The sequence below is a fragment of the Stenotrophomonas sp. RIT309 genome, from assembly GCF_000632045.1.
Lineage (GTDB): Bacteria > Pseudomonadota > Gammaproteobacteria > Xanthomonadales > Xanthomonadaceae > Stenotrophomonas > Stenotrophomonas indicatrix.
In genome coordinates, this window is sequence record NZ_JFYS01000003.1 from 137,375 (window position 1) to 159,263 (window position 21,889).

16 protein-coding genes and 1 tRNA gene are annotated in these 21,889 nt (G+C 67.3%); 5 read left to right on the top strand and 12 right to left on the bottom strand.

Features of this window, described 5'->3' with window-relative positions; translation table 11 throughout:
• Positions 1 to 52: 52 nt before the first annotated feature.
• The gene (gene yjgA / locus BW38_RS17285) at positions 53 to 643 is read left to right on the top strand and encodes a ribosome biogenesis factor YjgA (protein WP_032975052.1); all 591 of its coding nucleotides are present in this window, start codon (positions 53 to 55) and stop codon (positions 641 to 643) included.
• A 41-nt stretch (positions 644 to 684) separates the two neighbouring features.
• Here yjgA and tldD read toward each other — a convergent pair whose 3' ends face one another.
• From tldD to BW38_RS17265, 4 genes are all read right to left on the bottom strand, one after another.
• Complete coding sequence (gene tldD / locus BW38_RS17280) at positions 685 to 2,130, bottom strand: metalloprotease TldD (protein ID WP_025879285.1); 1,446 nt, start codon at positions 2,128 to 2,130, stop codon at positions 685 to 687.
• 63 nt (positions 2,131 to 2,193) lie between these two features.
• Complete coding sequence (locus BW38_RS17275; protein WP_032975053.1) at positions 2,194 to 6,063, bottom strand: YhdP family protein; 3,870 nt, start codon at positions 6,061 to 6,063, stop codon at positions 2,194 to 2,196.
• Positions 6,064 to 6,093: 30 nt separating this feature from the next.
• Positions 6,094 to 7,581, bottom strand: a complete 1,488-nt coding sequence (gene rng / locus BW38_RS17270) for a ribonuclease G (protein WP_025879287.1) — start codon at positions 7,579 to 7,581, stop codon at positions 6,094 to 6,096.
• Positions 7,574 to 8,182: a Maf family nucleotide pyrophosphatase gene (locus BW38_RS17265; protein WP_032975054.1), complete on the bottom strand. Its 609-nt coding sequence runs from the start codon at positions 8,180 to 8,182 to the stop codon at positions 7,574 to 7,576. The genes rng and BW38_RS17265 overlap by 8 nt, the downstream gene beginning before the upstream one ends.
• Positions 8,183 to 8,312: 130 nt before the next feature.
• Here BW38_RS17265 and BW38_RS17260 point away from each other — a divergent pair, with 130 nt between their 5' ends.
• From BW38_RS17260 to arcD, 4 genes are all read left to right on the top strand, one after another.
• The gene (locus tag BW38_RS17260; protein WP_025879289.1) at positions 8,313 to 9,050 is read left to right on the top strand and encodes an SIMPL domain-containing protein; all 738 of its coding nucleotides are present in this window, start codon (positions 8,313 to 8,315) and stop codon (positions 9,048 to 9,050) included.
• Between the two features lie 219 nt (positions 9,051 to 9,269).
• On the top strand, positions 9,270 to 9,926 hold the full coding sequence (locus BW38_RS17255; protein WP_025879290.1) for an energy transducer TonB: 657 nt from the start codon (positions 9,270 to 9,272) through the stop codon (positions 9,924 to 9,926).
• Between the two features lie 216 nt (positions 9,927 to 10,142).
• Positions 10,143 to 12,968: a TonB-dependent receptor gene (locus BW38_RS17250; protein WP_025879291.1), complete on the top strand. Its 2,826-nt coding sequence runs from the start codon at positions 10,143 to 10,145 to the stop codon at positions 12,966 to 12,968.
• A gap of 108 nt (positions 12,969 to 13,076) precedes the next feature.
• Positions 13,077 to 14,498: an arginine-ornithine antiporter gene (arcD, locus tag BW38_RS17245; RefSeq protein ID WP_032975055.1), complete on the top strand. Its 1,422-nt coding sequence runs from the start codon at positions 13,077 to 13,079 to the stop codon at positions 14,496 to 14,498.
• A 19-nt stretch (positions 14,499 to 14,517) separates the two neighbouring features.
• Here arcD and BW38_RS17240 read toward each other — a convergent pair whose 3' ends face one another.
• From BW38_RS17240 to leuS, 8 genes are all read right to left on the bottom strand, one after another.
• Complete coding sequence (locus tag BW38_RS17240) at positions 14,518 to 15,468, bottom strand: alpha/beta hydrolase (protein ID WP_032975056.1); 951 nt, start codon at positions 15,466 to 15,468, stop codon at positions 14,518 to 14,520.
• Between the two features lie 159 nt (positions 15,469 to 15,627).
• Positions 15,628 to 15,704, bottom strand: a tRNA-Asn gene (locus tag BW38_RS17235).
• A gap of 22 nt (positions 15,705 to 15,726) precedes the next feature.
• Complete coding sequence (gene rlmH / locus BW38_RS17230; RefSeq protein WP_025879294.1) at positions 15,727 to 16,197, bottom strand: 23S rRNA (pseudouridine(1915)-N(3))-methyltransferase RlmH; 471 nt, start codon at positions 16,195 to 16,197, stop codon at positions 15,727 to 15,729.
• Between the two features lie 63 nt (positions 16,198 to 16,260).
• The gene (gene rsfS, locus BW38_RS17225) at positions 16,261 to 16,674 is read right to left on the bottom strand and encodes a ribosome silencing factor (RefSeq protein ID WP_025879295.1); all 414 of its coding nucleotides are present in this window, start codon (positions 16,672 to 16,674) and stop codon (positions 16,261 to 16,263) included.
• A 58-nt stretch (positions 16,675 to 16,732) separates the two neighbouring features.
• A complete protein-coding gene (nadD, locus tag BW38_RS17220; RefSeq protein ID WP_032975057.1) occupies positions 16,733 to 17,398 on the bottom strand; it encodes a nicotinate-nucleotide adenylyltransferase in 666 nt (221 codons plus the stop codon).
• Between the two features lie 3 nt (positions 17,399 to 17,401).
• Entirely contained in the window at positions 17,402 to 18,439 is a 1,038-nt protein-coding gene (gene holA / locus BW38_RS17215) for a DNA polymerase III subunit delta (protein WP_032975058.1), read from the bottom strand.
• A gap of 12 nt (positions 18,440 to 18,451) precedes the next feature.
• Positions 18,452 to 19,027, bottom strand: coding sequence for an LPS assembly lipoprotein LptE (gene lptE / locus BW38_RS17210; protein ID WP_025879298.1), 576 nt, complete (start codon positions 19,025 to 19,027; stop codon positions 18,452 to 18,454).
• A gap of 139 nt (positions 19,028 to 19,166) precedes the next feature.
• Complete coding sequence (gene leuS, locus BW38_RS17205; RefSeq protein ID WP_025879299.1) at positions 19,167 to 21,806, bottom strand: leucine--tRNA ligase; 2,640 nt, start codon at positions 21,804 to 21,806, stop codon at positions 19,167 to 19,169.
• Positions 21,807 to 21,889: the final 83 nt, after the last annotated feature.

A 21,889-nucleotide genomic window follows, 5' to 3' on the forward strand; every position in this document is an offset into this window, starting at 1 on the left:
GGTTGGGCCCGGCATCACGCCGGGCGACTTTTTTTGAAATCAGGTATGGACGATGCGCGGACGCGACGAAGAAACCGGTGAATTCCACGACAAGAGCCGCAGCCAGAACCGGCGCGATGCGCTCGACGTCCTGGCCCTGGGCGAGAAGCTGGTGTCGCTGACCCCGGCCCAGCTGGCGCGCCTGCCGATCCCGGAGGACCTGCTGCCACACATTGCCGAGTGCAAGCGCATCACCGCCCATATCGCGCACAAGCGGCAGCTGGCGTTCCTGGCCAAGCACATGCGCCGCGAGGACGATGCCGCGCTGGACGCGATCCGCGATGCGCTGGATGCCAACAGCGAAACCGGGCGCCGCGAAGTGGCGATGATGCACCGTGTCGAAGACTGGCGCGAACGCCTCATGAATGAAGGCGACAAGGCGCTGGCCGCGCTGCTGGATGACCATCCGCAGGCCGACCGCCAGCAGCTGCGCACGCTGGTGCGCAACGCCCAGGCCGAAAAGGCCAAGAACAAGCCGCCGCGCGCCTACCGCGAGATCTTCCAGGTGCTGCGCGCGCTGATGCTGCCGGCCGCGCTCGGCCTGAAGGCGTCCGGTGAGGACGTCGAGGCAGACGAACCGGTCGACGACGCCGACGAGGACTGAGTCCCCGTCGGGCATGGCGGTGGCTGTGGCCATCGCCGTGCTCAGGCCTGGGTACCGCCGACGGTGATGCCCTCGATCAGCAGCGACGGCTGGCCGACACCGACCGGCACACTCTGCCCGTCCTTGCCACAGATGCCCACGCCCTCGTCCAGGGCCAGGTCGTTGCCGACCATGCGCACCTTCTGCATGGTTTCCGGGCCATTGCCGATCAGGGTCGCGCCCTTCACTGGCGCGGTGATCCGGCCGTCCTCGATCAGGTAGGCCTCGGTGGCCGAGAACACGTACTTGCCGCTGGTGATGTCGACCTGGCCGCCGCCGAAATTGACCGCGTACAGGCCCTTCTTCACCGAACGGATCATTTCCTGCGGGTCATGCTGGCCGGCGCGCATGTAGGTGTTGGTCATGCGCGGCATGGTCATGTGCGCGAACGATTCGCGACGGCCGTTGCCGGTCGGCGCCACGCCCATCAGCCGCGCGTTGAGGCTGTCCTGCATGTAGCCGACCAGGATGCCGTCCTCGATCAGCGTGGTGCACTGGGTCGGGTGGCCTTCGTCGTCGATGTTGAGTGAACCACGGCGTCCGTCCAGGGTGCCGTCGTCGACGATGGTCACGCCCGGGGCAGCCACGCGCTCGCCGATCCTGCCGGCGTAGACACTGGTGCCCTTGCGGTTGAAGTCACCTTCCAGGCCATGGCCGACCGCCTCGTGCAGCAGTACGCCCGGCCAGCCCGGGCCCAGCACCACCGGCATCACCCCGGCCGGCGCCGGCACCGCTTCCAGGTTCACCAGGGCCTGCCGCAGCGCCTCGCGCGCAAAGGCTTCCGGGCGGCCATCGGCAAACAGCGCTTCATAGCCATAGCGACCGCCGCCGCCGGCATAACCCGACTCACGGCGGCCGTTCTGCTCGACGATCACCTGCACGTTCAACCGCACCAGCGGGCGCACGTCGGCGCCCAGCACACCATCGGTGCGGGCAACCAGCACGGTATCGACGCCACCGGACAGGCTGACCATCACCTGCTTCACGCGCGGGTCGGCCGCGCGCAGGTAGCCGTCCAGGCGCTTGAGCACCTCGACCTTGGCTTCGTTGCCGATGCCGTCGATCGGGTCCAGCGCCGGATACAGCACGCGCGCATCGCCGCGCAGCAGCGAGCGTCCGGTCTGTGCGCCGCCTTCGCGCGAGATCGCACGTGCCGACTGCGCTGCGGTCAGCAATGCACCGGCATGGATGTCATCGGAATAGGCAAAGCCGGTCTTCTCGCCGGCAATCGCGCGCACGCCCACGCCCTGCTCGATGGAATGGGCGCCGTCCTTGACGATGCCATCTTCCACGCTCCAGCTTTCGCGCCGGGCATGCTGGAAGTACAGGTCGCCGAAGTCGACACCGGGGCCGAGCAGTTGGCCGAAGGTGCGCTCCAGGCCAGCGGTATCCAGGCCACCGGGGCGCAACAGGCGATCTTGGGCAAGCGTCAGGGCGTTGTCAGTCATGGTCTCGATCTGGGGGTGTGAAGGCGGTCAGGCAAGGCCGCCCTGGGGAAACGGGGGCCGCGCTCAGCGCGGTGGCGGTGGTTCGGTGACGGTCGGCGGCACGGCCGGCAACGGCGGCAGGCGCGGCGGCGGTGCGGGTACTGGCGCACGTTCGCGGCTGCGCTCGATCACCTCCACCTTGGGCTCCTTCCAGGGGCCGGTCACCTTGTAGGTGCGGGCACCGATCTCGCCCAATGGCTTGGACAATACCGCATTGGTGGCTGCTCCCAGCGCTGCGCCCACCGGGCCGCCGGCCACCGCGCCGACCACGGTCAGCAGGTTGCCGGCGCGCGGGTTGACGTCGATGGTCTGGTCGAACTGCTGTTTCCGCAGGTCGGCCTGGCCACGGATGGTGATGTTCGCTGCCGGCCCTTCGATCAACACCTTGTCGGTACGGGCCATGCCCTCGCCGAACTGCACGCTGCCCTCGACCTGGTTGAACGCAAAGCCCTTGGAGAAGAAGTCGCGGAAGTCGAACATCAGCCGCCGCGGCAGCTGGGCGACGCTGAGCAGGCCCAGCACGCGGCCGGCACCCGGCTCCAGCTCCAGCAGCTGGCCATTGCGGGCATTCACATCGAGCTGGCCCTGCAGGTTGCCAAGCTGGAAGTCCGACGGACCGCCGGGCCATGAGGCCTGCAGCTGGGCGTGGCCGGAGCCGCCGCGCAGCTGGCCGCCGTAGTCGAGGTTCTGCAGCAACCCGCCCAGGTCTTCACTGCGCACCTGCGCATCAAGCGCGGTTCGCGAACCGCCACCCTTGCCAAGCCAACGGCCACGGATGTCGATCTCCTGGCTGGGGGCGCGGAACTGCAGTTGTTCCACGCTCAGGCCATTGGCGATCGGCCGCGTACGCAGCACGGCCTGGCCCAGCACGACCTTGCCGAACTTCAGGTCGGCGATGTCCAATGCGAACGGCGGCAGCTTGGCCGGGTCCATGTCGTCGGCACCGGCCTGCACCCGCGCCGGTGCCGCCGTGGCTCCGGGAAGGGTCGGCAGCGATTGCCAGTACACGCGCTCGAGCTGGCCGCTGATGGTGCCGCCATCGGCGTTGGGCACATTCAACTTGCCGGCCAGCGAGGGGCCATCAAGGCGCACGTCCAGCGCCTGCGGGCCAGGATGCAGCTGCAGGCGGGTCTGCTCGAACACGCCGCCGATCAGCATCAGCTGGCCGACCTGCACGTCCACGGCGCGCAGCGGCATCGGGTCGCCATCGCCACCGGCGCCACGGGCCAGGCCGATCCATTCCAGCGCATCCAGGGTCGGGCTGCGGCCATTGATGGTCAGCCCGCTGGGCGGTGGTTCGCGGTCAACGTGGTCGCTGCCCAGGGTGACCTGAACGCCGGTCTGGTTGTTGTGGCTGCGCGCGGCCAGCGCCAGACGCTGGCCGAACGCCACGTCGATGCGGCCGGCGCCCATCGGCAGCTGTGCGGCCACGGTGGTCGGCAGCGATTCGTTGGCCGGCTTCTGCAGCGGTGCCGGCAGATCCAGGCGGGTGCCCAGCAGATCCGAGCGCAGGCGCAGCTCGCTGGGCGGCGCTGGTGCACCCGGCGCGACCTTCGGCAGGTTCACCGCGATGGTCCACGGCGAGGTACCGTTGATGTAGGGCTTCAGCCAGGCCATTTCCGGTGCGCGGTCGATCAGCACGCCCGCATCGAGCGTGGCGGCCAGTTCCGATTCGAAGGCCAGCTTGGGGTCACGCACGAATCCACCGGCGCGCAGGCTCAGCCGGCCGTCCTGGCCTAGGTGGCGCACGGCCAGTTCCTCGGCGGCGAAGCCGGCGTTGCTGTAGCGGGCCTGCCCGCGCATGTTGTCGAATTCCAGCTGGAAGCGCTTGTCGACCAGCTTCAGCCCGGCCAGGTCCACCGTGCCCTGCAGGTGGCCGCCGCCCTGGTCATGATGCAGGGGCTGCAACAGGTCGAAATGCACGTTGGCCGGCCCGCTTGCCGCGAGGTTGTCCAGGGTGTCGCCGTATTCCTTGTGCAGCGGGCTCTGCCGCAGCATCGCCAGCAACTTGCCGGCGTCGCCCTGGCTGTCGGCGCGCACGTACAGTGGCTGCTGGCCGAAATCCTGGATGCCGGCTTCGAATGTCTGTACTGCCACGCCGGCCAGATCGCCGCTCCCCTGCATGTGGAAGCCAGGGCCGATGAAGGCGACATCGGCATCGACCTGGCCCATCAACGGCCAATCGTGCTGGAAGCGGATGTCACCGTTGCTGATGTGGCCGGTGGCCTCGAAGCGGCCATCGTTGTTGTCGAAAGGCCAGTCGTCCAGGTCACCACTGACCAGGCCGATGCCGTTGCGCACCTGGCCGCCGGCCAAAGCCATGTCCAGCCAGTCGGTGGCGCCCTTGCTCATTCTGGAATGGATCCAGAAACGCTTGGCCGCGGTCATCGGTACGTCGTCCAGCTTGGCCGCCAGCTGCATCCACGGCCGGGTGCCATCGCCCTGGAACCAGAGACCACCGCGCACGTCGGCAGCGTAGTCGGTGCCTTCCACACGCATCGCCGGGGTGCCGATGCGCCAGCCACCGGCCTCGTCGCGCCAACCGACGATCTGCCCGGCCAGGTGCAGGTCGTGACGCACGCCGAAACCGGTTGGCCAATCGAACTGCAGCTGGCGCTGGGGCTGCAGCTGCAGGCTGAAGCCGTTGGCATCGCCCTCGAAGCGGCCGCCCAGGCCGCGCAGGCCCGGCGAGTTGCCAACACTGGCAAAGCCCAGCGACTGCAGTTCGCCCTGCACCCACAACGGGCCATCCTGCTGGCCGCGCAACTGCAGCTGCGCCACGTCCAGCTGCGGCTTGGCCAGGTACAGCCAATGCCGCAGGCCCGCGTCCAGGCGGTCGCTGAGCGCCAGCGCGCGCAACGCGGTACCCGCCTGCGCTGCTGCGGCCTGCACCTGCATCTGCTTGCCCACCCGCAGTTGCAGCCCGTCCAGCTGCTGCTGGCTGCCATCGGCCTGCAGGCGGAGGCGCGGCACCTGCAGCGCCCAGCCTTCTGCCGTCCGCTGCCAACGCAGGCGCGCCTGCAGCCGTTGCAATTGAATCTCCGGGCGCGCCACGCCAGGCATCGGCGCGCCTTCGACACGCAGATCACGCAGGTCCGAATCGGTGGTCAGCGCCACCGGGGCGAAATCACGCAGGGTCAGCCACAGGTTGAGCTCGCCCTTGCCCTCGCGCAGGCGCATGCCGCCGGCCGCCAGCAACGGCGCCCAGGAACGGAAATCGATCGGATCGGCGCCTACCCAGGCCTCGCCGTTGCCGCGCTGGCGATCCAGGTCCAGCACCGCCGTCAGCGGCAAGGCGTCGGTCTGTGCCCAGGCACGCACGCCCACCCGCAGGCGGTCGCCATCCACGCGGAGGCGCAGGTCGATACGTGGCAGGGTGGCGTCGACACCCAGTGCTGGCGCATGCACGCCGAGGCGGCCACCAATCACCTGCAGTTCGCCCAGCCGGCGCAACGCATCCAGCGGATCGCCGCCAGCGCGGGACTGCGGCAGGCCGCGCACCGACCAGCGGCCATCGGCCGCCTGCTGCAGGTCCAGCGCCAGGCCGCGCAGGCGCAGTTCGGTCAGCGAGCGGCCCGGCAACAGGCCGCTGTACATCGACACCAGCACCTCGGCATCGCCGATGGCCAGGCCCTGGCCCGCGCCGATGCGCAGGCCCTTCAACTGCAGCAGTGGACCACGTCGGGTCCAGGCGGTGTCCAGGCGTTCGAAGCGCACCGGTTGCCCGGCGCGCGTGCTCAGCCAGGCCGCGATCCGGTCCGGATGGCGCTCAGCCAGCGGCAACAGCTGGCTGAGGGTGCCGACCAGCAGGGCAAGCCCGACCAGGCCAACCGCGCATGCGGCGATGAAATGACGGCGGATCCTTCGCAGTCGCAGGCGCGGCGGCGCGCTCATCGGCCACCGAAGGCAGACAGTCGGCCTGGATCAGAGCAGAACAACATCGAACTGCTCCTGCAGGTACTGCTCGTCCGCCTGGAAGCGGATGCTCTTGCCGAGGAACTCTTCCAGCTCGGCCACGGCCGTGGATTCCTCATCGGTGATCCGCGCCACCACCTTGCTGGACGCGATCACCAGCAGGCGCGCGGCATCGAACTGGCGCACCGCGCGGGTGATCTCGCGGAAGATCTCGTAGGTCACCGTTTCGGTGGTCTTGATGGTGCCGCGGCCACTGCACTGCGGGCAGGTTTCCGACAGCTGGCGCTCCAGGCTTTCCACCGTGCGCTTGCGTGTCATCTCCACCAGGCCCAGCGGCGAGAAGTCGTACACCGTGGTCTTGGCATGGTCACGGGCCAGCGCCTTTTCCAGCGTGCGCAGCACCTGGCGGCGATGCTCGGCGTCATCCATGTCGATGAAGTCGATGATGATGATGCCGCCCAGGTTGCGCAGGCGCAGCTGCCTGGCCACCGCCTGCGCGGCCTCCAGGTTGGTGCGGAACACCGTCTCTTCCAGGTTGCGCTGGCCGAGGAACGAGCCGGTGTTGACGTCGATGGTGGTCATCGCCTCGGTCTGGTCGATCACCAGGTAGCCACCGGATTTCAGCGGCACCTGCTTGTCCAGCGCACGGCCGATCTCGTCCTCGACCCCGAACATGTCGAAGATCGGACGATCACCGCTGTACAGCTCGATCTTCTCCGCCAGCACCGGCATGTACTTGGCCACGAACGCCTGCAGCTGGGCGAAGGTCTCCTTCGAGTCCACCTTCACCTTGTCCACGTCCTTGCGGATCAGGTCGCGCACCGAACGCAGCGGCAGGCTCAGGTCTTCATAGATGTTGCTGCACGACGCCGCCTCGCGGCCGCGGCGCTCGACCACGTTCCATACCCGTGACAGGTAGGCGATGTCTTCGGCGATGGCCTCGGCCGGCTGGCCTTCGGCATTGGTGCGCACGATGTAGCCGTAGCCGCCGTGCTGGGCCGACAGTTCGGTCACCAGCGCTTTCAGCCGCGCGCGCTCGCCTTCGTCCTCGATGCGCGCCGACACGCCCACCACCTTCGACTGCGGCAGCAGCACCATGTAGCGCGAGGGAATGCTGATCTGGGTGGTCAGGCGTGCGCCCTTGGTCCCGATCGGATCCTTCACCACCTGCACCACGATGTCCTGGCCGTCGCGCAGCAGCTCCACGATCGGCACGCTGGACGGCGGCGGCAGCGTCGTGTTCTCGGTATCGGCGCTGGCCACCGGCGCCGGCCGCACCACGTCGTTGGCGTGCAGGAACGCGGCGCGCTCCAGGCCCACTTCGACGAATGCCGCCTGCATGCCCGGCATGACCCGCTGCACCTTGCCCTTGTAGATGTTGCCGACCACACCCCGGCGCCAACCGCGCTCGATGTGCAGTTCCTGCAGCATGCCGTTCTCGATCACCGCGACCCGGGTTTCGCGCGGGGTCACATTGACCAGGATTTCCTCAGACATCGGCAGCCTCCCTGGCGGCATCAGCAGTTGGGGCCAGCACGCCGCAGCGTGCCAGCAGACGATCGGTATGCAGCAACGGCAACCCCATGACACCGGAGTAGCTGCCGGAAAGGTGTTCGATCCAGCGCTCGGCACCGCCCTGGATGGCATAGGCACCCGCCTTGTCCAGCGGCTCGCCGGTGGCGACGTAGGCAGCGATTTCGGCGGACTCGATGGCGGCGAAGGTGACCTCGGAAACAACCAGTTCGCTGTCCAGCCCGCGCGCGTCCACCACCACCACGGCGGTCATCACCTGATGGGTGCGCCCGGCCAGCCGTGCCAGCATCGCCCGCGCGTCGGCCGCGTTGGCCGGCTTGCCGAATACTTCGCCATCGAGCACCACTTCGGTATCCGAGCCCAGCACCCGCGCCTGCGGGTCATCGGCCAGCACCCGTGCCAGGCCCGCGCGCGCCTTGTCGGCGGCGACCCGGCAGACATAGTCCTGGGCACTTTCAGAGGCCGCGCGCTGCTCGACGACCTCCAGGTCCAACGCCTGGAAAGGGTGTCCGAGACGGGCCAGCAGCTGGTTGCGTCGGGGGGAGCGGGAAGCAAGATAGAGCATCGACACAGCATAACCTGACGCCGGTACCTGAATCGTCGGACAATCCTTCCCCGGCGCCTGCAACCCCGAACGGACTCACAACGCGTTCATCGCTACGACACCACCCTCACCGCCACAACAAGGAGATCCCATGCGTCGCACCGCCACCCCGCTGCTGCTTGCCCTGTCCCTCGCTCTTGGAGCTTCGATGACCGCCCATGCCGACCCGTCGTCGCCGTCGATCGCCGCCGCGGCCGAAGGCACCCTGCTGAACATCTCGGCCAACGCCGAAGCCACCCGCGTGCCGGACGTGGCCACGCTGTCGGCCGGCGTGGTCACCCAGGCCGCCGACGGCAACAGCGCCATGCGCCAGAACGCCCAGCAGATGGACAAGGTCCTGGCTGCGATCAAGGCCGCCGGCATCGCCGAGCGCGACGTGCAGACCAGCGGCGTCAGCCTCAACCCGCAGTACCGCTATGCCGACAACGAAGCCCCGAAGATCACCGGCTACCAGGCCAGCAACACCGTCAGCCTGAAGGTCCGCGACATCGCCAAGCTCGGCAAGGTGCTGGACGCGCTGGCCGCGCAGGGCGCCAACCAGATCAACGGCCCGCAGTTCGAGATCGACCAGCCCGAGCCGGTCTATGACGAAGCGCGCCTGGCGGCACTGAAGAAGGCCCAGGCCCGTGCCCAGACCTATGCCAAGTCGCTTGGCCTGCAGGTGCGCCGCATTGTCAGCATTTCCGAGAACGCCGGTGGCGGTTTCCGCCCGATGCCGATGATGCGTGCGCAGGCCGCCGGCATGGCAATGGACAAGGCCACCCCGGTCGCCCCGGGTGAGTCGACCGTCTCGGTGAACCTGGACGTGGTGTTCGAGCTGGGCCGCTGAGGCTCCTTCCGTTCAACCGACGGCGCCCTGCGGGGCGCCGTTTTCGTTTCCACCGCCGCCGTGCCGGCAGCGTTACATGAAGGCCAGCTCAACGCTGCCGCCCCTGCCTCTAGGCAGTGGTGGAGGCGGCGCGCTAATGATTGACTGCCAGCCGCGTGCGGCAACCCCGATGGCGGCCCTGGTGCGTTGAGGACTTCGACACTGGCATGGAGGTGGACCATGGTTCGTACGTATCCCGTAGTACCCCTGCACTTCGATCCCGCCCGCGTTGCCGCCTGGAGTGCGGCCATCGCCCTGCATCTGCTCGCGTTCCTGTTGTTGCTGATCCCGGCGACCTACCAGGCCATTACCGCGCTGCCGCGCGATCAGACCACGGTACGGTTCATTCCCAGGGAAGAGCCCAAGCCGATCGAGCCGCTGCCGGTGCCGACCGAGCCTGAAAAGGTGGAGGTGGTGCACAAGCGGCAGGCCACGCCGGTGCCCGCACCGCTGCCGACGCCCACCGCGACCGTCGAGGAGGCCCAGGGCATCATCCTGCCGGCGGCCGAGCCGACCGCGGTGCAGGCTGCGCCGACCATTGCCCCGTCCACGCCGCTGGCCGGCGCCCAGCTGCAGTACCGTAGCAACCCGCCGCCCAGCTACCCGATCCAGGCCCTGCGCAATCACGAACAGGGCACGGTGCTGCTGCGGGTGGAAGTGGACCCCAGTGGCCAGCCGGTGAACGTCAGCATCGAACGCAGCAGCGGCTCGCGCAGCCTGGACCAGGCCGCCCGCCAGCAGGTGCTGCGCCACTGGCGTTTCGTGCCGGCCGAGCGTGATGGCATGGCCGTTCCCGCCATCGGCATGGTGCCCGTGCAGTTCTCCCTGCCCGACTGAGCCACGGACCGGCCCGGCCGCACGCCGGGCCGGTCACAACGGTGAATGGGCCGGAACAGGGCCAATCTGCCCGGTTATTTGAACTTCGTTGGAAAACCGTTACGAATTTAGTAAAACTTCACACCTCCGTCACCTGCCGGAAACCTAGATTGACGCGTCCCGGGACACACCGGAGACAGCCCTCAATGCTCGAGTTTTCCAGTCAGGAGAGAAGCTGTGAAACACCCGATCCAACGGCCCGCCAGCCGCCGCCGCAACCACCTGGCAACGTCCATCACCCATATCCTCACCGGCGGCGCCCTGCTGCTCGCCGGGGCCGTGGCTTCCTCTTCTGCATTCGCGCAGGAACAGGCCACCAACCTTGACCGGATCACCGTCACCGGTTCGAACATCCCGCGCACCAACACCGAAACACCGTCGCCGGTGCAGGTGGTGACCCGCCAGGAAATCGATCGCACCGGCAAGACCACGGTGGCCGAGTACCTGCAGACCCTGACCGCTGACGGTTCCGGTTCGATCCCGAAGACCTTCGGCAACGGCTTCGCCGGTGGTGGCGCAGGCATTTCGCTGCGCGGCCTCGGTGCCGGCTCCACGCTGGTGCTGTTGAACGGCCGCCGCATGGCGACCTATGGCCTGGCCGATGACGGCCAGAAGGTATTCACCGACCTCAGCACCATTCCCCTCGACGCCGTCGAGCGCGTGGAAGTGCTGAAGGATGGCGCCTCGGCGATCTACGGTTCCGACGCCATCGCCGGCGTAGTCAACATCATCCTGCGCAGCGACTTCCAGGGCGGCATCCTGCGTGCCTCCTACGGCACCTCCGGTGATGGCGACGGCAATGCCAAAAAGGCCACCCTGACCGCCGGTACCGGCGATCTGGCCACCGATGGCTGGAATGCGTTCTTCAGCCTGGATGTCGGCAAGACCGACGCGATCAAGATCAGCGACCGCAAGAACCGCAAGTGGATCGGCACCGGCGACATCCGTCCGTGGGGCTATGGCAACAATGCCCAGTTCCTGGGTGGCGCCTACCTCAATAACCGCACCAGCGGCGGCGTCGGTCCGAACGGCTCTGTGTTCGACGACCGCGTTCCGCCGGGCACCTCCGCGCAGCTGGTTCCGCTGCCGGGTTGCCAGGGCCTGACCACCATCGGTGGCCAGACCGACGCTTCAGTGGCTGCCCAGGGCTGCCTGTGGGATCCGAACCAGCAGTACCGCGACCTCACCCCTGAAGAGAAGTACGTCAACGTGTTCGGCCGTGCCAGTTTCGCCTTCGGCGAAGGCGGCGAGGTCTACACCGAGATCGGCTACTCGAAGAAGGAAACCACCTTCAGCAACACCCCGTCCGGCGTGTCCGGCAGCTGGGGCTACCCGGAAGGTCCGCGCAATGCCAGCAGCGGTCCGGGTGCTGTGGTGCTGTCGCCGACCCACCCGGACAACCCGATCCAGGGCCAGGCCTCGCGCCTGCGCTATTCGGCATGGGATGTCGGTCCGCGCGTGACCAACAACACCAACGAGTTCAACCGCTTGCTGGTGGGCGTGAAGGGCAACTGGGGTGACTGGAGCTACGACACCGCCTACCTGCACTCGGGCACCGACCTGACCAACAAGCGCACCGGCTTCCTGCGTTACAGCGCTGTGCAGTGTGCGTTGGGCAACCCGAACTGCGCCGGCGGCGTGTGGCGCATCGGCGACAACGCCAACCTCAACTCTCAGGCGCTGTACGACTACATCTCGCCGCAGATCAGCGCACGCGCCAAGTCCAGCCTGGACATGTTCGACTTCACCATCTCGCGCAGCCTGATGGACCTGAAGGGCGGCCCGCTGGGCCTGGCCTTCGGTACCGAGTGGCGCAAGACCAGCAACAGCCTGACCCCGCAGACCTACACCGACCAGGGTGACATCATCGGCCTGGGCTATTCGGCCTATGACGGCACCCAGAACGTGTATGCCGGCTACGTCGAGCTGTCCGCGCCAGTGCTGGAGCAGTTGGAACTGTCGGCCGCCATGCGCTACGACAAGTACGAAAGCGGTGAAGGCAAGGCCACGCCGAAGCTGGGCGTGAAGTGGACCCCGGCAGACTGGATCGCCCTGCGCGCCAGCTACGCCGAAGGCTTCCGCGCGCCGAACCCGGCCGAGAACGGTGACGGTGGCCTGGCTGCCTTCTCCAACGCCCGTGATCCGGTGCGTTGCGCCGCCAGCCCGGCCGCCGATGTCGGCACCAACTGCAGCTCGCGGCCGGTGGCGATCATCACCCGTCCGAACAAGGACCTGAAGCCGGAAGAGTCCAAGAGCTACTCGGTCGGCATCGTGCTGCAGCCGACCTCCAGCACCTCGCTGACCGTCGATGCGTGGCAGATCAAGCGCACCAACGAAATCGCCCAGGGCGCCACCGCTGATGCCATCGCCGCCGGCAACGTGCTGCGTGACATCGACCTGATCAACGGCATTGCTGGCACCGGCAGCATCCTGGCGGTCAACACCGCGTACATCAACGCGGCCTCCACCCGCGTGCGCGGTATCGACACTGATATCCGCCAGACCTTCGACATCGGTCCGGGCCAGCTGGAGATGGACCTGCAGTGGAGCCACGTGCTCAAGTTCGAGCGCACCGACGCTGACGTCACCGTCGACTACGCCGGTACCCACGGCAACTGCGACGTGACCAACTGCATCGGCACGCCGAAGGACCGCATCAACTTCGGCACCACCTGGAAGCAGGGCAACTGGAGCGTCAGCGGCGTTGCCAACTACATCTCGAAGATGGACAACAAGGACTTCCGTGGTCCGGACGGCTCGTACCAGTTCTCCTATGCCGACGGTACCGACGTCACCAAGATCTCCTCGTTCACCACCTTCGACCTGTCCGGCCGCTGGAACATCACCGAAGCCTTCGAGCTGAACGCCTCGGTGGCCAACGTGTTTGATCGCATCGCTCCGCTCGATCCGACCACCTACGGTGGCGTGAACTACAACCCGCTGCACTTCAGCGGTGCCATTGGTCGCTACTTCACCGTCGGCGCCAAGTACACCTTCAAGTAATCCTGCTGCAGCGTCACCCGCAAAGGCCCGGGCTCACGCCCGGGCCTTTGCTTTTCTACACACGCGTCAGCGTCCATCATGGGGGCACCTTCTCCTGCGACAGGCGCGATGCCCTCCTCCACTCAACGCCTTGGCCTGGCCGCACTGACCGCACTGGTGGTCGGCTCAATGGTGGGCGCCGGCATCTTCTCGCTGCCGCAGAACGTGGCGCGCAGCGCCGGCCCGGCCGCCGCGCTGATCGGCTGGGCGGTGAGCGGTGCCGGCATGCTGATGCTTGCCTTCGTGTTCCAGGCCCTGGCCAATCGTCGCCCCGACCTGGACACCGGCATCTATGCGTATGCGCGCGAAGGCTTCGGCAACTACATCGGTTTCTCCGCCGCGTGGGGCTACTGGGTCGCTTCGGTACTCGGCAACGCCAGCTTCTTCGTACTGATCTTCAGCGGTCTCGGCCACTTCGCACCGGTGTTCGGCGAAGGCAATACACCGGCCGCCATCGCCGCATCGTCGCTGCTGCTGTGGACCGTGCACCTGCTGGTACTGCGCGGCCTGCGCACTGCGGCGATCATCAATGGCCTGGTCACCGTGGCCAAGCTGGTGCCGATCGCGCTGTTCCTGATTCTGGCAGCCGGCGCATTCCGCATGGACGTGTTCCGCGCCGACTTCTTCGGCGCTCCCGCGCTGGGCGACATGGGCCAGCAGCTGCGCGGGATGATGCTGGTCACCGTGTGGGTGTTCATCGGTATCGAAGGTGCCAGCATCTATTCGCGGCGCGCGGCACGGCGCGCCGATGTCGGCCGCGCCACCGTGATCGGCTTCATCGGCGTGTGGCTGCTGCTGGTGCTGGTCAGCCTGCTGTCGATGGGTGTGCTGTCGCAGGCCGAACTGGCCGGCCTGCCCAATCCCTCGATGGCCTATGTGCTGCGCGCGATCGTTGGCGAATGGGGAGCGACGGTGATCATCATCGGCTCGATCATCTCGGTACTGGGCGCGCTGCTGGCGTGGGTGCTGCTGTGCGCCGAAGTGCTGTTTGCCGCCGCTGGCGATGGCACGATGCCGGCCTTTCTCGGCCGCGAGAACGCGCGCGGCGTGCCCGCCAATGCGCTGTGGTTGAGTAATGGCCTGATCCAGTTGTTCCTGCTGCTGGTGCTGTTCAATTCGGGCAGCTACACCAGCCTGGTGCTGCTGGCGGCGTCGATGAGCCTGGTGCCGTACTTCCTGTCCAGCGCATTCGGCGTGAAGCTGGCCTGGCAGGGCGAGGCATACGCCAGCGCGGCCGGCGCCCGCTGGCGCGACTTCATCGTCGCGCTGCTGGCCAGCGCCTATGCGTTGTGGCTGGTATATGCCGGTGGCCTGGACAACCTGCTGCTGTCGGTACTGCTGTATGTGCCGGGCGTAGTGCTGTACGCGTTGACCCGACGCCAGCGCGGCGAGCGGGTGTTCACGCGCTGGGAATGGGTGCTGTTCGGCGCGATCCTGGTGGTGGCGATCGCTACGCTGGTGGCATTCGCCCGTGGCGCGCTGACCTTGTAAGGCCGAGCCACACCCGACGCTAGTGCTTCGTCAGCATGCCGATGTCATGCATCCAGCGTTCTGCCAGGCTGGGCCATGCCGACACCGGCGCATCTTTCAGGCGCAGGCCGAACGCGTGGCCGCCGTGCGCGAACAAATGCATTTCAACCGGCACGCCGGCCTCGATCAGTGCACGGTGATAGACCAATGCATGACGGACATCGTCCGTCGGGTCATCGGCGGCCTGCACGATGAACGTCGGCGGCGCCTTTGCATCGACCACGATGTCTTTTTCCAGCGAATCATCCTTGCGTACCCAGAGATGCCCTGGATACAGCAGCATCGCGAAATCCGGCCGGCTGGACTGCACATCGGCCGCATCCAACGGTGCATAGCTGCGCTGCGCATGCGTGCTCAACCCGGCCACCACATGGCCGCCGGCCGAGAAGCCGATCACGCCCAACCGTTGTGGATCGATCTTCCAGCGCGCGGACTGCGCACGCAGCAGGCCCATTGCCCGCTGCGCATCCTGCAAGGCCATCGGCACGGCCGGAATGTCGCGGCAGTTGCATTCGCGGTCCCAGTTCGGTCCCGAGGCCGGTACGCGATACTTCAGCAGTGCGCAGGTGACGCCCTGCGCGGTCAGCCAATCGCAGATCTCGCTGCCTTCCAGGTCGATCGCCAGCACGTTGTAGCCACCACCCGGTATCACCATCACTGCCGTGCCGTTGGGCGAGCCTTTCGCCGGGAACACGGTGAGCGTGGGCACGGCCACGTTCTGCAGCATCATCCAGCGCTCGCCACTGGCCTTGGACACGGTTTCGCTGACCTGCTCGCGGCCTTTCAGCTTCGGCGGTGCCATCACCTGCCCATCCGGCCACAGAGGGAGTTCGGTGGTACCGGCTGGCGGGTGCCAGGTGGCAGGCGCGGCGGCCGATGCGGTAAATGGCAGCAGGACCATCAGCAGGCGAAATGCAAAGCGAGCGCGCATCGTCAACATCCACGTGATGGACCTGCAGTGTAGAGTCGAGTCCGCTCGAAAGATCGCGCGCGATGCATCCACGCATGGGGTGGATCCACCGCCGCACGCGACTGCACGGCGCGACACAACAAAAAAGGCCTGCATCTTGCGATGCAGGCCTCTTGAATGTGGCGCCCGAAGTTGGACTCGAACCAACGACCCCCTGATTAACAGTCAAGTGCTCTAACCGGCTGAGCTATTCGGGCAGACCGCCAGTATAACGACTCTTCACGCCCGATGGTAGGGGTGATTGGCCAACATCGCAGCAGCGCGATACAACTGCTCGGCCACCACCAGCCGCACCAGCATGTGCGGCAGCGTCAGCGGGCCGATCGACCACTTTTCATCGGCCAGCGCAGACACTTCCGGCGAATGCCCTTCCGGGCCACCGATCAGGAACGCCAGGTCCCTGCCCTGTCCACGCCAGTGCTCCAGGCGCTGCGCCAGCTGTTCGGAACTGAGCTGGCGGCCCGGTACGTCCAGTGCAACGACATAGGCATTCTTCGGCAACGCAGCGATCACCCGCTTGCCCTCGTCCTCGGTGGCGCGACGTGCGTCGCGCCCTTTGCCACGCAGGCCGGGCTCGATCTCCACCAGCTCGAACGGCAGCCAGTGCGAGAGCCGCTTCTGGTACTCGGCAAACCCTTGCGCCACCCAACTGGGCGCGCGTTCGCCGGTGGCAATCAGGCGGGCTTTCATCAACATTCCTCCAAAACGTCGACGGCGCCATCGGCGCCGTCGAAAACTGCATCAACGAATGGCTCAGGCCACTTCGTCGTCGTCGTAGGACGGCGGCTGGTCGCCAACGGTCCACAGGCGCTCGAGCGCGTAGAACTCGCGCACGCGCGGCAGCATCACGTGCACGATGACGTCGCCCAGGTCGACCAGCACCCATTCGGCTTCACGCTCGCCTTCAACACCCAGCGGCATGACGTCGATGTTCTTGGCGAAGCGCACGACTTCGTCGGCGATGGACTTCACATGGCGGGTCGAAGTACCCGATACGACCACCATGTAGTCGGCGACGCTGGACTTGCCGCGTACGTCGATCTCGACCGGGTCCTTGGCCTTCAGGTCTTCGGTGGCTTGACGGACGCTGGCCAGCAGTTCCGGCACGGAGGGCGGCGGGCTGGGCAGATCGACCTTGATGGTCTGGGGCTGGGTCTGGTTGCTCAAAGCGGGTCGACTCGATAAACGTGGGGGCGATTATACGGGCACAGCGCGGCAACCGTATTCACGAGGCGGCGGGGCGGTACAGGCCGTGGCCAGAAACGTAGTCGGCCACCGCCGGTGCCAGCATGGCCCGCCAGGGGCCGCCTGCGGCGATCTGGGCGCGCACGGCACTGGCCGATTCCACCCGCAGCGGGTGGTGCAGGCGCAGGATGCGGCCGGCCGGGCTGGTGAACAGGGCCTGCTCGTTGTCGGCCCAGCGCCCCTCGGTGGCCTGACCCAGCGCGCCGTCGACACTGGCCCGCAGCGGGCTGCCGGGCCTCTCGGCAACGATGAAATGGGCCAGACCGAACAGCGCCTGCCACTCGTGCCAGCTGGGCAGGCCCAGCAGGCTGTCGGCCCCCACCAGCCACGCCAGCGGGCGGCTGGGGCCAAGTTCGGCCCGCAGTTCGCGCAGGGTATCGACGGTATAGGAAGGTCGGCCAGGGAAGCGCTCGGCCCGATCCAGCTCATGACGGTCCAGCAGCAGGCCCGGCTCATCGCCGATGGCCAGGCCGAGCATGCTGCAGCGTTGCTCGGCGGTCGCGCCCGGTACCGCGCGATGCGGCGGGTCGGCGGCAGGCAGCATGCGCACCGCCACCTGCAGTTCATCGCGCGCGGCGCGCGCGATTGCCAGATGGCCCAGATGCACCGGGTCGAAGGTGCCCCCGTAATAGATCCGCAGGCTCATGGATCAGGCCCGGGCGAGCAGCCGCACCGCACGCGCTTCGGCCACCGCCACCAGCAGGCGCTCAAGTGCAAGCCAGGCATCGCCGTCTGCGCGGCCCTTGGCGATGCGGTCAACCAGCCCTGCTTCGGCCACGAAACGCTCCCAGCGCTTGCCTTCCGGGTTCCGCTGCAGCGCGCGCTTGTAGGGCGCCTGCCGCGATTCCCAGATACCCCGGGATTTCATCTCCGCCGCCAGATTGCCGCCACGTGCCTGTACCCGTGCCAGGCCGGCACCGGCCAACAGCTCGCGGATCACGATCGGCATCAGCGCGGCCACGGCCTCGCCTTCGCCGCGCAACCCGGCCAGCATCCTCAATACCGCCTGGGGCTGGCCGGAGAAGGTGGCTTCCACCAGCCGGAACACGTCGTAGCGGGCAGCATCGGCCACCAGCGATTCCATCCGTTCCACGTCCAGGGTCTGGCCGTCGGCCAGCAATACGAGCTTGTCGATCTCCTGCGCAGCCGCCAGCAGGTTGCCTTCCACGCGTTCGGCCAAGCGCTGCACGGCCGCCGGTTCGGCGCGCAGGCCCCTGCTGCGCAGGCGCCGTTCGATCCAGTCCGACAGCTCATGCGGCTTGATGGCCCAGGCCACCGACAGCACGCCGACGCGGTTCACCGCCTCGGCCCATTTGCCCTGGTGGGCCTTGCTCCATTCGTTGGCGGTGATCATCAGGATCACGTCCGGCGCCGGGTTGGCGCAGAACCGGCTGATCACCTCACCGCCGTCCTTGCCCGGCTTGCCGCTGGGCAGGCGCACTTCCACCAGGCGGCGGGCACTGAACAGGCTGGGGGCATTGAAGCTGGCGTCGAGCTGGTTCCAGTCGAAATCACGGCCATCGGCATCGAACACTTCGCGCTCGTCGATGCCGGCCGCACGTGCACGGGCACGCACGGCATCAGCTGCCTCCAGCACACGCAGCGTTTCCGGACCGGCGATCAGGTAGACCGGCGCCAGCGCCGTGTCAGCGCCCTGCCCGGCCAGCTGTTCCGGTCGCAGTTCCATCAGGCGCCCGGCTCAGTGCTGGACGGCGGGTGCGGGCTCGACCGGATCGCGCTCGACCGGCTTCGGCGCCGACAGGCTACCGCCCTTTTCCAGTTCGGCGCGGACCACGCTGTCGATGCGGCGGATGATCGAGGCCGACATTTCCCGGCGCAGTTCATCGGCCAGGATCTCGCGTTCGGTGGTGGTACCGGTGGCGTCGGTCGGCGGCGACACGTAGTCGCGCGACAGTTCGATCACCTGCTGCGGCACCAGCTCGCTGCCGTCTTCGCGGCGGAAGATGAAGATCACCGCATAGCGCAGGCTGTATTCCTGCGCGCGGCCCTGCGAGTCGATCGCGATGGGCAGGTCGCCCCAGCGTTCGGACAGTACCTGCAGCTGGGCATTGGGGCCCTCGCTGTCCTCATCGGCCAAGCGCGCACCGGATGCCAGGAGGCTGCGGTTCAACAGCTTGACCAACTCGCTGTAGGGCGCGGTGGAGACCACCTTCACCGGCGCCGTGTCGGTCGGCAGCATCAGCTTGTTGCGCAGGTGGAAACCGCAGCCGGCGAGGCCGAGGACGAGAACGAGGGCAAGCAGGATTCGGGTCATGGAGACAGTCTGGCGGAGCCGGGCGATCACGGCAACAGACAGGGTGCCCGAGGCCGCGTGAACGCAGGGCCATCGGCCGGGCGTGCCCGGCGTGGCGACAACGCACCGACCGCCACGATGGCGGCCGGTGCCAGGTACATCAGGCAGCGACGATGTTCACGATCTTGCCGGGGACGATGATGATCTTGCGCACCGTCAGGCCTTCCAGGAACTTGGCCGCGTTCGGCTCGGCCAGCGCCAGCGCTTCAACCTGTTCGCGCGCGGCATCGGCGGCGACCTCGATCGTGCCGCGCAGCTTGCCATTGACCTGTACGGCCAGGGTCAGCGCGTCGCGAACCAGCGCACTGCTGTCGGCCTGCGGGAACGGCTGGTCTTCCAGCAGCGTTTCGCCATGGCCCAGCACCTGCCACAGGGCATGGCTGGCGTGCGGGGTGATCGGGTTGAGCAGCAGCACGATGGCCTGCAGCGCTTCCTGGCGCACGGCGCGCCCCTGCTCGCTGCCGTCCTCGAACTTGGCCAGCGCGTTCATCAGCTCCATCACCGCGGCAATGGCGGTGTTGAAGCTGTGACGACGGCCGTAGTCGTCACCGACCTTGCCGATGGTCTCGTGGGTCTTGCGGCGCAGGGCCTTCTGGCTGGCATCCAGTGCAGCCGCGTCGAGCGCCGGTGCGGCACCGTCGGCAGCGTGCTTCTGCACCTGTGCCCACAGGCGGCGCAGGAAACGGGCCATGCCGTCCACGCCGGCTTCGTTCCATTCCAGCGACTGTTCCGGCGGTGCCGCGAACATCGAGAACAGACGCACGGTGTCGGCACCGTACTTGCCGACCATCGCCTGCGGGTCCACGCCGTTGTTCTTCGACTTGGACATCTTCTCGGTACCACCGACCACCACCGGCTGACCGTCGGCGATCAGGGTGGCGCCGGTGATGCGGCCGCGCTCGTCGCGCTGCACTTCCACATCGGCCGGGTTGATCCAGTCCTTCGAGCCGTCCGGGTTCGGGCGATAGTAGGTCTCGGCGATCACCATGCCCTGGCACAGCAGGTTCCGCGCCGGCTCGTTGCTGTCCACCATCCGCGCGTCGCGCAGCAGCTTGTGGTAGAAGCGGAAATACATCAGGTGCAGGATCGCGTGCTCGATGCCACCGATGTACTGGTCCACCGGCAGCCAGTAGTTGCCACGCTTGTCGACCGCATCGCGGGCGCCCGGCGAGGTGTAGCGGGCGTAGTACCAGCTCGACTCCATGAAGGTGTCGAAGGTGTCGGTCTCACGCTCGGCCGCGCCGCCGCAGTCCGGGCAGGTGGTCTTGCGCCATTCCGGATCGGCCTTGATCGGCGAACCGGTGCCGACGAAGTTGACGTCTTCAGGCAGCACCACCGGCAGCTGGTCTTCCGGCACCGGCACCGCGCCACACTTGTCGCAGTAGATCACCGGGATCGGGCAACCCCAGTAGCGCTGGCGGCTCACGCCCCAGTCGCGCAGACGGTAGTTCACCCGGCGCTGGCCCTGGGCCTTGCGCTCGAAACGCTCGGCCAGCGCTTCGAAGGCGCCCTGGAAGTCCAGGCCGTCGAACTCGTCGGAGTTGACCAGTTCGGTCTCGCGGGTCTTGTCGCCGTACCAGTCCTGCCAGCGCGTCGCGTCGTAGGCGCTCTCGTCCTTGCGCAGCGACTTCAGCGCGATGACCTGGCGGATCGGCAGGTTGTACTTGTTGGCGAATTCATTGTCGCGCTGGTCGTGGCCCGGTACGGCCATCACCGCGCCGGTGCCATAGCCCATCAGCACGAAGTTGGCGACCCACACCGGCACCTGGGCACCAGTAACCGGATGCACGGCGCGCAGGCCGGTATCCATGCCGCGCTTTTCCTGGGTCTCCAGCTCGGCCTCGGACACGCCGCCCTGCTTCATTTCCGACAGCAGCGCAGCCAGTTCCGGATTGTTCTTCGCGGCATGCAACGCCAGCGGGTGTTCGCCGGCGATCGACACGAAGGTCACGCCCATCACGGTATCCGGGCGGGTGGTGAACACGCGCAGCGGATCCAGTGCGGCGCCATCGACGTCGCGCACATCGAACTGGATTTCCAGGCCTTCGGAACGACCGATCCAGTTGCGCTGCATGGTCTTGACCGAGTCCGGCCAGCCGTCCAGTTCATCCAGGCCGTCCAGCAGTTCCTGGGCGTAGTCGGTGATGCGCAGGAACCACTGCGGGATCTCACGCTTTTCCACCAACGCGCCGGAGCGCCAGCCACGGCCGTCGATGACCTGTTCGTTGGCCAGCACGGTCTGGTCGACCGGGTCCCAGTTCACCACCGCGTTGCGGCGGTAGGCCAGGCCCTTGCGCATCAGGCGGGTGAACATGCGCTGCTCGTGGACGTAATAGTCCGGGCGGCAGGTGGCGAACTCGCGCGACCAGTCGATGGCATAGCCCAGCGACTTCAGCTGGCTGCGCATGTGGTCGATGTTCTTGTAGGTCCAGGCGGCCGGCGCGGTCTTGTTCTTGATCGCGGCGTTTTCTGCTGGCAGGCCGAACGCGTCCCAGCCCATCGGCTGCAGGACGTTGTGGCCGGTCATGCGCTTGTAGCGGCTGATCACGTCGCCGATCGTGTAGTTGCGCACGTGGCCCATGTGCAGCGCACCGGACGGATACGGAAGCATCGACAGGCAGTAGTACTTCGGCTTGTCCGAGGCTTCATCGACCTCGAAGGCACGGGTAGCATCCCAGTACTGCTGGGCGGCGGATTCAACCTGCTGCGGATCGTAAACGTTGGGTTCGACGCTGGTCATGTAACACGCGGTTGCGGCGGCAAAGCGGTACAGCGTACCGCAGTGCGGCAAATGGCTCCAATCCTGCCTGCCGGACCGGCGCG

Excerpts from the sequence above, each read along its gene's own strand:
- yjgA (WP_032975052.1), top strand. The coding sequence starts at position 53 with ATGCGCGGACGCGACGAAGAAACCGGTGAATTCCACGACAAGAGCCGC.
- tldD (WP_025879285.1), bottom strand. The coding sequence starts at position 2,130 with ATGACTGACAACGCCCTGACGCTTGCCCAAGATCGCCTGTTGCGCCCC.
- BW38_RS17275 (WP_032975053.1), bottom strand. The coding sequence starts at position 6,063 with ATGAGCGCGCCGCCGCGCCTGCGACTGCGAAGGATCCGCCGTCATTTC.
- rng (WP_025879287.1), bottom strand. The coding sequence starts at position 7,581 with ATGTCTGAGGAAATCCTGGTCAATGTGACCCCGCGCGAAACCCGGGTC.
- BW38_RS17265 (WP_032975054.1), bottom strand. The coding sequence starts at position 8,182 with ATGCTCTATCTTGCTTCCCGCTCCCCCCGACGCAACCAGCTGCTGGCC.
- BW38_RS17260 (WP_025879289.1), top strand. The coding sequence starts at position 8,313 with ATGCGTCGCACCGCCACCCCGCTGCTGCTTGCCCTGTCCCTCGCTCTT.
- BW38_RS17255 (WP_025879290.1), top strand. The coding sequence starts at position 9,270 with ATGGTTCGTACGTATCCCGTAGTACCCCTGCACTTCGATCCCGCCCGC.
- arcD (WP_032975055.1), top strand. The coding sequence starts at position 13,077 with ATGCCCTCCTCCACTCAACGCCTTGGCCTGGCCGCACTGACCGCACTG.
- BW38_RS17240 (WP_032975056.1), bottom strand. The coding sequence starts at position 15,468 with ATGCGCGCTCGCTTTGCATTTCGCCTGCTGATGGTCCTGCTGCCATTT.
- rlmH (WP_025879294.1), bottom strand. The coding sequence starts at position 16,197 with ATGAAAGCCCGCCTGATTGCCACCGGCGAACGCGCGCCCAGTTGGGTG.
- nadD (WP_032975057.1), bottom strand. The coding sequence starts at position 17,398 with ATGAGCCTGCGGATCTATTACGGGGGCACCTTCGACCCGGTGCATCTG.
- holA (WP_032975058.1), bottom strand. The coding sequence starts at position 18,439 with ATGGAACTGCGACCGGAACAGCTGGCCGGGCAGGGCGCTGACACGGCG.
- lptE (WP_025879298.1), bottom strand. The coding sequence starts at position 19,027 with ATGACCCGAATCCTGCTTGCCCTCGTTCTCGTCCTCGGCCTCGCCGGC.
- leuS (WP_025879299.1), bottom strand. The coding sequence starts at position 21,806 with ATGACCAGCGTCGAACCCAACGTTTACGATCCGCAGCAGGTTGAATCC.